The sequence below is a fragment of the Dyella choica genome (assembly GCF_003977665.1).
GTDB classification, from domain to species: domain Bacteria; phylum Pseudomonadota; class Gammaproteobacteria; order Xanthomonadales; family Rhodanobacteraceae; genus Dyella_B; species Dyella_B choica.
Genome location: NZ_RYYV01000016.1, coordinates 95,344 through 102,433, shown reverse-complemented (window position 1 = coordinate 102,433; position 7,090 = coordinate 95,344). Strand labels below are relative to the sequence as shown.

General features: G+C 61.9%; 8 protein-coding genes. 2 read left to right on the top strand and 6 right to left on the bottom strand.

What is annotated here, in order from left to right:
• Positions 1-201: 201 nt before the first annotated feature.
• The 5 genes from EKH80_RS18185 to rlmE all read right to left on the bottom strand — a co-directional run bounded on the left by EKH80_RS18185 (position 202) and on the right by rlmE (position 5,203).
• Positions 202-921, bottom strand: a complete 720-nt coding sequence (locus EKH80_RS18185; RefSeq protein WP_126686210.1) for an AraC family transcriptional regulator — start codon at positions 919-921, stop codon at positions 202-204.
• Between the two features lie 537 nt (positions 922-1,458).
• Positions 1,459-1,878 (bottom strand): DUF1330 domain-containing protein, encoded by a 420-nt coding sequence (locus EKH80_RS18180; RefSeq protein WP_126686209.1) that lies wholly within the window; start codon positions 1,876-1,878, stop codon positions 1,459-1,461.
• Between the two features lie 13 nt (positions 1,879-1,891).
• Positions 1,892-2,488 (bottom strand): DUF2239 family protein, encoded by a 597-nt coding sequence (locus EKH80_RS18175; RefSeq protein WP_126686208.1) that lies wholly within the window; start codon positions 2,486-2,488, stop codon positions 1,892-1,894.
• Positions 2,489-2,621: 133 nt separating this feature from the next.
• Positions 2,622-4,556, bottom strand: coding sequence for an ATP-dependent zinc metalloprotease FtsH (ftsH, locus tag EKH80_RS18170; RefSeq protein WP_196240408.1), 1,935 nt, complete (start codon positions 4,554-4,556; stop codon positions 2,622-2,624).
• Positions 4,553-5,203, bottom strand: coding sequence for a 23S rRNA (uridine(2552)-2'-O)-methyltransferase RlmE (gene rlmE / locus EKH80_RS18165; protein WP_126686207.1), 651 nt, complete (start codon positions 5,201-5,203; stop codon positions 4,553-4,555). Before rlmE ends, ftsH begins: the two co-directional genes overlap by 4 nt.
• Before the next feature lie 79 nt (positions 5,204-5,282).
• Here rlmE and yhbY point away from each other — a divergent pair, with 79 nt between their 5' ends.
• Both yhbY and EKH80_RS18155 read left to right on the top strand, forming a co-directional pair.
• Positions 5,283-5,579: a ribosome assembly RNA-binding protein YhbY gene (yhbY, locus tag EKH80_RS18160; RefSeq protein WP_126686206.1), complete on the top strand. Its 297-nt coding sequence runs from the start codon at positions 5,283-5,285 to the stop codon at positions 5,577-5,579.
• A gap of 10 nt (positions 5,580-5,589) precedes the next feature.
• Positions 5,590-5,967 carry an Mth938-like domain-containing protein gene (locus EKH80_RS18155; protein ID WP_126686205.1) on the top strand — a complete coding sequence of 126 codons (378 nt, stop codon included), beginning with the start codon at positions 5,590-5,592 and terminating at the stop codon, positions 5,965-5,967.
• 117 nt (positions 5,968-6,084) lie between these two features.
• Here the strand turns inward: EKH80_RS18155 and EKH80_RS18150 are convergent, their stop codons facing one another.
• The gene (locus tag EKH80_RS18150; RefSeq protein WP_126686204.1) at positions 6,085-7,059 is read right to left on the bottom strand and encodes a peptidoglycan DD-metalloendopeptidase family protein; all 975 of its coding nucleotides are present in this window, start codon (positions 7,057-7,059) and stop codon (positions 6,085-6,087) included.
• Positions 7,060-7,090: the final 31 nt, after the last annotated feature.

Below are 7,090 nucleotides of genomic sequence, written 5' to 3'. Positions count from 1 at the left end.
ACTGCTCGCCCATGGCCTTCTCCACTCCAGTGATGCACTTGAGTTTAGAATCCGCCGTTACTTTTCTTTGGGCCAGCAAAGAAAAGTGACTCGGTCCCTTTAGGGACCGAAAGCGCCGCAGGCAATGGTTCAACCCACGAAATGCAGCAACCGTGCGGGATAAAAAGGGGCCGTCGGGGTGACACCCCAACCTCCCCCCCGCTACGCCGGCACCATCGCCTCCTGCCCCTGCGCCAGCGAGCGATACGCTCGCGGCGTCATCCCCACCGTCGCCTTGAACTGGCGCGCAAACGCGCTCTGGTCGACAAAACCGCATGCCACGCCTATCGATGCCACACTGTCGTCGGAGTGCAGCATGCGCATGGCTGCCTCAATGCGCAGCTTGGTCAGCACCTGCTGCGGCGTGAGCTGGAAAACGCGGCGGAAATGCCGTTCGAATTGCGCAATCGAAAGCTCGGCCTGCTCGGCCAGGGCCTGGATACGAACACCGTCGCCGTAGTGTTCCTGCATATAGGCCAGCACGCGCTTCAAGCGGTCGTAGACAGGATGGCGCCCATCCGGCAGGCCAAGATCGCGCGAAATGCCCACTACGCCGCAAATCTTGCCGCGTGAGCGCAGCGGACGCTTGCAGGTGAGGCACCAGCCCGGCGCGCGGTTGGCGAAGATATGCACTTCCAGCTGGTTTTCGATGACCTCGCCGTTCAATACACGCAGATCCTGCGCGGCATAGGAGCCGCCCATCGTGGTCGGAAACAGTTCGGTGACATCCTTGCCGATCACGTCGCTGCGCTGCTTGAGGCCAAGACGGCGCACCAGGGTCAGATTAGCGTGCGTGTAACGCCCCTCTGTATCCTTCACAAAGAACACAACATCCGGCAAGACGTCGAACAGCGGCTCCAGCTCATCGGCAGAAATCTTCATGGTGACTAGGTGCGTACCGGCAAAGGATGACAAGGACCGGCTGTACGATCGTGCAGTCCGGACACCGCATCTTAAGGGCTATTTCGCCTACCAGCGCAAGTGCCTCACCAGTAACGTGCTATAGTATGGCAAATAAATTGTGCCGAATTGCGCATTCAAAATCCGCAAGTTGTTCTAGTCTTTCATGCCTGTGCAAAGTGTTTACCGGTGCGTGCGCCATTTGTGCGGAAATTCGCATCTCGCGAGCCTCGAATGCACAAGACACTGTGGCATCAAATTGTCCACTCTATAGATGAGGCGGACGACGCCGCACAAGTACGCTCCCCAGCAATCGATGTGCGGTATGCGTCTGACAGATGTGTGCTGTTTCCTCAAAGTGCGAAAGTGAGAGCACAGGGATGTGCTCGTTTTTTTCGAGCTCCCCAAGCGCAGTAACGGGCTTTACCCTTTGGCCGTGTAGGTTGAGGTGCAGACCCCAACCTCGAAATGTCCATGCACGACGATGTTGGGGTTTGCACCCAACCGACGATCAAACCTTCAGATGTCGATCGACGTCAGTGGCAACAGGCGCGAATCTTCAAGCGCCGCCGTGCGATGCCCTATTCCGGCCAGATACGCCTGGTGCGAAGCAAATGCCATGAATGAAGCAACGCTGTGCTGGCGCACCAGCATGGCCATGTCCCATCGCTCGTCAGGCGGTCCGATCAAAAAATGACCGCCATCGCCAAGCCATAGGAGCTCGCCGCCGCTTTCGCGCAAGTACGGCAAAGTGAGTTCGATGTAACGCTGAAAGGCTTGCGCACCACTGATGGCTTCGGCAGGTGCCAACTCCGGCGTGGCCGAGTAATCGGCCACGGCGCGAAAACGCAACAAATTGAGCATTACGACGCTGCCTTGCCATGGCCTCGCCATGAAGGCACGCCCCGCTTCCCACGTCGGTTCCAGATAGCTGCTCATGACCACCGTCCTTTTATTCGCCGAATGCCAGCTGCGAGGCGTAGTCGCGCACGTCGATCGGCCAGGCGGCAATCAGCTCGGCAAACTTCGACTTGTCGTCGGCGAACAGAGCACGCGTGGCCTCTTCGAAACCGGGCCTGTCGCCGGCCATAGCTGACATGAAGTGATAGGCGCGTTCCTGTCGCGCGCGCGACTTGTCGCGTTCGCCGTGGGTACGACGCGCCTCGTCCACCAGTTTGCGCAGCGCCACGGAGGGGCCGCCTGGCTGGGCGGACAGCCACTCCCAGTGCCTCGGCAGCAAGGTGACCTCGCGCGCGACAACGCCCAGCTTGGGACGCCCCCTGCCCCGGGGAGCATCGGCGGCGCCATCCAGCTTGTCCTCTTCGACGGCGGCAACCGGGAAATAGCGGGCGAGCACGTCTTCATCGGAGCCACGCGTGTCGACATCGACAGAGCGTCCGGTGCTGTCGTCAAAGATCTGAATCGGCTTGGCATTCGCTCGCGCAGCGGCGAGCTTGACCGCCAGCGCCACAACGTGCGGCGGCCCGGAGGCAAGGCGTCGTTCGCTCTGAAAGCTGGTGTAGGAAACGGGTGACGCTGGGCTGTTCATGAGAGGGCTTCCTGGAAAGCCAGAATAATACCCGGATAAAAATACTCATTACAATATCACCCGGATAAAATTATTGACGCGCCCAACAAAAAAGGCCGCCCAAGGGGCGGCCTTTCCGATCGGATGTCCAGGCTTAGATACGGCTTTGCGTAGCCGGATCACCCACCTTGGCCCCGGCATCGCTGCGCGGTGGCGGCGGCGGCACCGAACTCGACGGCGTGGTCTTGGACCAGTCCGCCGGGGGACCCGGCACGCGGCCGGCCATGATGTCATCGATCTGGCGCGCGTCGATCGTTTCGTACTGCAGCAGAGCATCGGCCATCATGTGCAGCTTATCGATGTTCTCGGTCAGCAACTGCATGCTGCGGCCGTAGGCGCGGTCGAGGATGTCGCGCACCACTTCGTCGATCTTGCGCGCGGTCTCATTGGAGACGTTCTTGTGCTGCGTCACCGAGCGGCCGAGAAACACTTCGTCCTCTTCCTCGCCGTAGGTGACCGGACCGAGCTCGTTCGACAGGCCCCACTTGGTGACCATGTTGCGCGCCATCTTGGTCGCGCGTTCGATGTCGTTGGAGGCTCCGGTGGTGACCTTGTCGGTGCCGAAGATCAACTCTTCCGCTACGCGGCCACCGTACAGCGAACACAACTGCGATTCGATCGCGGTCTTGTTCATGCTGTACTTGTCGCCTTCCGGCAGGTACATGGTGACGCCGAGCGCACGGCCGCGCGGGATGATCGTCACCTTGTAGACCGGATCGTGCTCCGGCACCAGGCGGCCGACGATGGCGTGACCGGCTTCGTGATAGGCGGTGAGCTTCTTTTCGTCCTCGCTCATCGCCATCGAGCGCCGCTCGGTGCCCATCAGGATCTTGTCGCGCGCCTTGTCCATATGGGTCATGCGCACTTCACGGGCGTTCTCGCGCGCCGCGAACAGCGCCGCCTCGTTGACGAGGTTGGCCAGGTCCGCGCCGGAGAAGCCCGGCGTACCGCGTGCAATCACCATCGGCTCCACGTCGCTGGCGATCGGCACCTTGCGCAGGTGCACTTTGAGGATCTGCTCGCGGCCCTTCACGTCCGGCAGGCCGACCACGACCTGGCGGTCGAAGCGGCCGGGACGCAGCAGAGCCGGATCGAGCACGTCCGGACGGTTGGTCGCCGCGATGACAATGATGCCCTCGGTGCCTTCAAAGCCGTCCATTTCCACCAGCAGCTGGTTGAGCGTCTGCTCGCGCTCGTCGTGACCGCCACCCAGGCCGGCGCCACGATGGCGTCCTACCGCATCGATTTCGTCGATGAAGATGATGCAAGGGGCGTGCTTCTTGGCCTGATCGAACATGTCACGCACACGCGACGCGCCCACGCCGACGAACATCTCGACGAAATCAGAGCCGGAAATCGAGAAGAACGGTACCTTGGCCTCGCCGGCAATCGCCTTGGCAAGCAGGGTCTTGCCGGTGCCGGGCGGACCGACCATCAGTACGCCGCGCGGAATCTTGCCGCCGAGGCGCTGGAATTTGCCCGGGTCACGCAGGAATTCGACCAGTTCGCCGACTTCTTCCTTGGCTTCGTCACAACCGGCCACATCGCTGAAATTGACCTTGACCTGGTCCTCGCCCTGCAACTTGGCGCGCGAACGGCCAAAGCTCATCGCCCCGCGCCCGCCGCCGCCCTGCTGCATCTGGCGCATGAACCAGATGAACACGCCCACGATAAGAATGACCGGCAGCCAGTTCACCAGCAAGCCGAGCAGCGAAAAGCCGGTGCCGGAATCCTGGGTGACGGTGACGTTCTTGTCCTGCATCTGCTTCACCACCGAGTTGGTGGAGAAGCCGAGTACCGGCGCGACGGTGCGGTAGTTGCTGCCGTCCTTCAGCTTGCCGTTGATGGTGGCCGGATTTTCGGCGCTGATATTGGCCGTGGCGACATTGCCGCTATCCACACTCTGCACGAAGCTGCTGTAAGGCAGGTCCGAAGAGGCGCCACCGTGCGGGTTGAAGCTCTGGAACACGGTGATCAGGACGACCGCGATCACCAGCCAGAGCAACAAAGTTTTCCATGTTTCGTTCATGCGCGGTTCTCGCCAGTTTGCCTGCCGCCGGCCTTGAAGCCGGTGGCCAGCGCGTACACCTCACGCGAACGCGCACGTGAGGCCTTGGGTTTACGCATACTTACGCGCGAGAAGTCAGCGCGCAAGCTACGCAAGTAATCGTCGAAGCCTGTTCCCTGGAACAACTTGATTAGAAACGCTCCGTCGGGCTTCAGCCAGTGCCTGCAGAAATCAAGCGCCAGTTCCGCCAGGTCCATCGCCCGGATCTGGTCGGCCAGTGCCACGCCACTCATATTGGGGGCCATGTCCGACAGCACAAGATCGACTTTCCAGCCATCCAGACGCTGCTCCAGCGCCTGCAGGACGCTTTCTTCACGGAAGTCGCCCTGCAAAAAATCAACGCCGGCAATACCCTGCATGGGCAGGATATCCAGCGCCACCACAGTACCACTATCGCCCAGGCGCTGCCGCACCAGCTGCGACCAGCCGCCGGGAGCCGCTCCCAGGTCGACTACGCGCATGCCCGGCTTCAGCAGGTGGTCGCGATCGACCAGCTCTTCCAGCTTGAATACGGCACGCGAACGCAGGCCTTCGGCCTGGGCCTTCTTGACATAGACATCGTCGAAATGCTCCCGCAGCCAGCGGGAACTGCTCTTGCTGCGAGGCATGGGTCGGCAAACGGACCGGGAACAGGGGGTGGACATGATACCCTTTAAGATTAGCTTGCAGTGCATCGAGACTGAACGCATGGCCATATCCCCTTCACAGAAGCGCTACCTGCGCAGCCTCGCCCACGACCTCCATCCGGTGATCCTGCTCGGCGCCAAGGGCGCCAGCGAGGCGGTGGTGAAGGAGCTGGACCTGGCGCTGTCGCACCACGAGCTGGTGAAAGTGAAGCTCTCCGGCGGCGACAAGGAAGAACGCGAAGAGCAGATCCGGATCCTGCTCGAAGGCACCGGCGCCGAGAACGTGCAACAGATTGGCCACACCGTGGTGCTGTTCCGGCGCAACCAGGACGATCCACGGCTCGCCTTGCCACGCTGAGGAGGCGGTCATGGATCTCTCGCTGGATCGTCCTGGCGACTACCTGTTCGTTCGCCGCGTGACCGAACGTGGCATCACGGTGGTCGACCGTGAACTCACCCGCAGCTTCTTGCTATCGCCGGAACGCGCGGTGGAACAGTGGCCCGTCACCGACGCGCGGGCGCTGACGGACGGCCACGTTGAAGAAGTGTTGGCATTGAAGCCTGAATTGGTGTTGCTCGGCACCGGCATCCGCCAGCAGTTTCCGCCGGCCGCCTTCATGGCCGGATTTCTGCGCAAGGGGATCGGGGTCGAAGTGATGGACAATGCGGCGGCGGCGCGTACCTATGATCTGCTCGCCGGCGAAGGTCGGCGCGTGGTGGCTGCTTTCATACTTCCCGCGGACTGAGCGCAGCTTCGCACCTATATGGACTAGGGCCAGGGGTCAAGCCGGGAGGAAGCGCTGCCCGGCCAAGACGCGCCTACAACCGCTTCATCGCGCTCACCCCAAGCCTTTCGAAAATCCTCAACGCGACGGCAGGTACTCCAGCGGATCCACCGGATTGCCGTCCTTGCGAATCTGGAATTGCAGCTCGTCGCGCGTACTGCCACTGGACCCCATTTCGGCAATTTGTTGCCCGGCTTTGACTTGCTGCCCTTCGGTCACCAACCGCTTGCGGTTATGGCCATAGGCGGAAAGAAAGCTGTCGTTGTGTTTGATGATGATCAGCTCGCCATAACCGACCAGGCCGTTGCCGCTGTACACCACCGTACCGTCCGCCGCGGCCACTATCGAATCGCCCTGCTTGCCGGCGACATCGATGCCCGGTATGGCGGCACTGGCCTGGAATCGGCCGACCACCTGGCCGGATGCCGGCCAGCGCCACTTCACTCCTCCTGCCACGCGCGTACCACCACTGCTCGCTGCAACTACGGGTGCGGCAGCAGCGGCCGTTGCAGGTGTCGGATTTGCGGCAACGGTGTTGCCCGACGGTGCTGGCGCAGCGTTCGGCGGCGGCAAGGGATGCGCAGCCACAGCGGGGGCTGTGGCGACTGAACTGGCATGCGCAGGCGGCGTAGCCGTTGCAGACTTGGTCTCAACCGGCTGGAACACTGGGGCCGCTGTTGCAGGCGCCGGCGCTTTCGCGACTACTGGCGACGGCACATGCGCGGCTGCCGGAGCAGCCCCATGTCCTGGCAATTTCAGGACCTGTCCCGGCCAGATCGTGTAAGGCGACGCAATGCCGTTCAATTTGGCGACATCGCGAAAGTCGGCGCCATTGCGGAAGGCGATGGAATAAAGCGTATCGCCCTTCACTACCGTGTAAGTGCCGGCCTGAGCGGCCGACGGCAACGGACGGGCACTACCTGATGCACTCGGCGGCGGCTGCACCACCACGGTGCTGCAACCGGTCAGGGCCAAGGCTATAACGGCAAATGCGGACCATCGCGTCAATCCATTCATGCGCGCCAGCATAGCGAGGTCCCCAAGAGTTTTCATGCGATCGATACGCGCCGATCGCCGGCCGTTA

Bases quoted from the DNA above. Each gene is read 5' to 3' on its own strand.
- EKH80_RS18155 (WP_126686205.1), top strand. From the start codon at position 5,590: ATGGATCTCTCGCTGGATCGTCCTGGCGACTACCTGTTCGTTCGCCGC.
- yhbY (WP_126686206.1), top strand. From the start codon at position 5,283: ATGGCCATATCCCCTTCACAGAAGCGCTACCTGCGCAGCCTCGCCCAC.
- EKH80_RS18185 (WP_126686210.1), bottom strand. From the start codon at position 921: ATGAAGATTTCTGCCGATGAGCTGGAGCCGCTGTTCGACGTCTTGCCG.
- ftsH (WP_196240408.1), bottom strand. From the start codon at position 4,556: ATGAACGAAACATGGAAAACTTTGTTGCTCTGGCTGGTGATCGCGGTC.
- EKH80_RS18175 (WP_126686208.1), bottom strand. From the start codon at position 2,488: ATGAACAGCCCAGCGTCACCCGTTTCCTACACCAGCTTTCAGAGCGAA.
- rlmE (WP_126686207.1), bottom strand. From the start codon at position 5,203: ATGCCTCGCAGCAAGAGCAGTTCCCGCTGGCTGCGGGAGCATTTCGAC.
- EKH80_RS18150 (WP_126686204.1), bottom strand. From the start codon at position 7,059: ATGAAAACTCTTGGGGACCTCGCTATGCTGGCGCGCATGAATGGATTG.
- EKH80_RS18180 (WP_126686209.1), bottom strand. From the start codon at position 1,878: ATGAGCAGCTATCTGGAACCGACGTGGGAAGCGGGGCGTGCCTTCATG.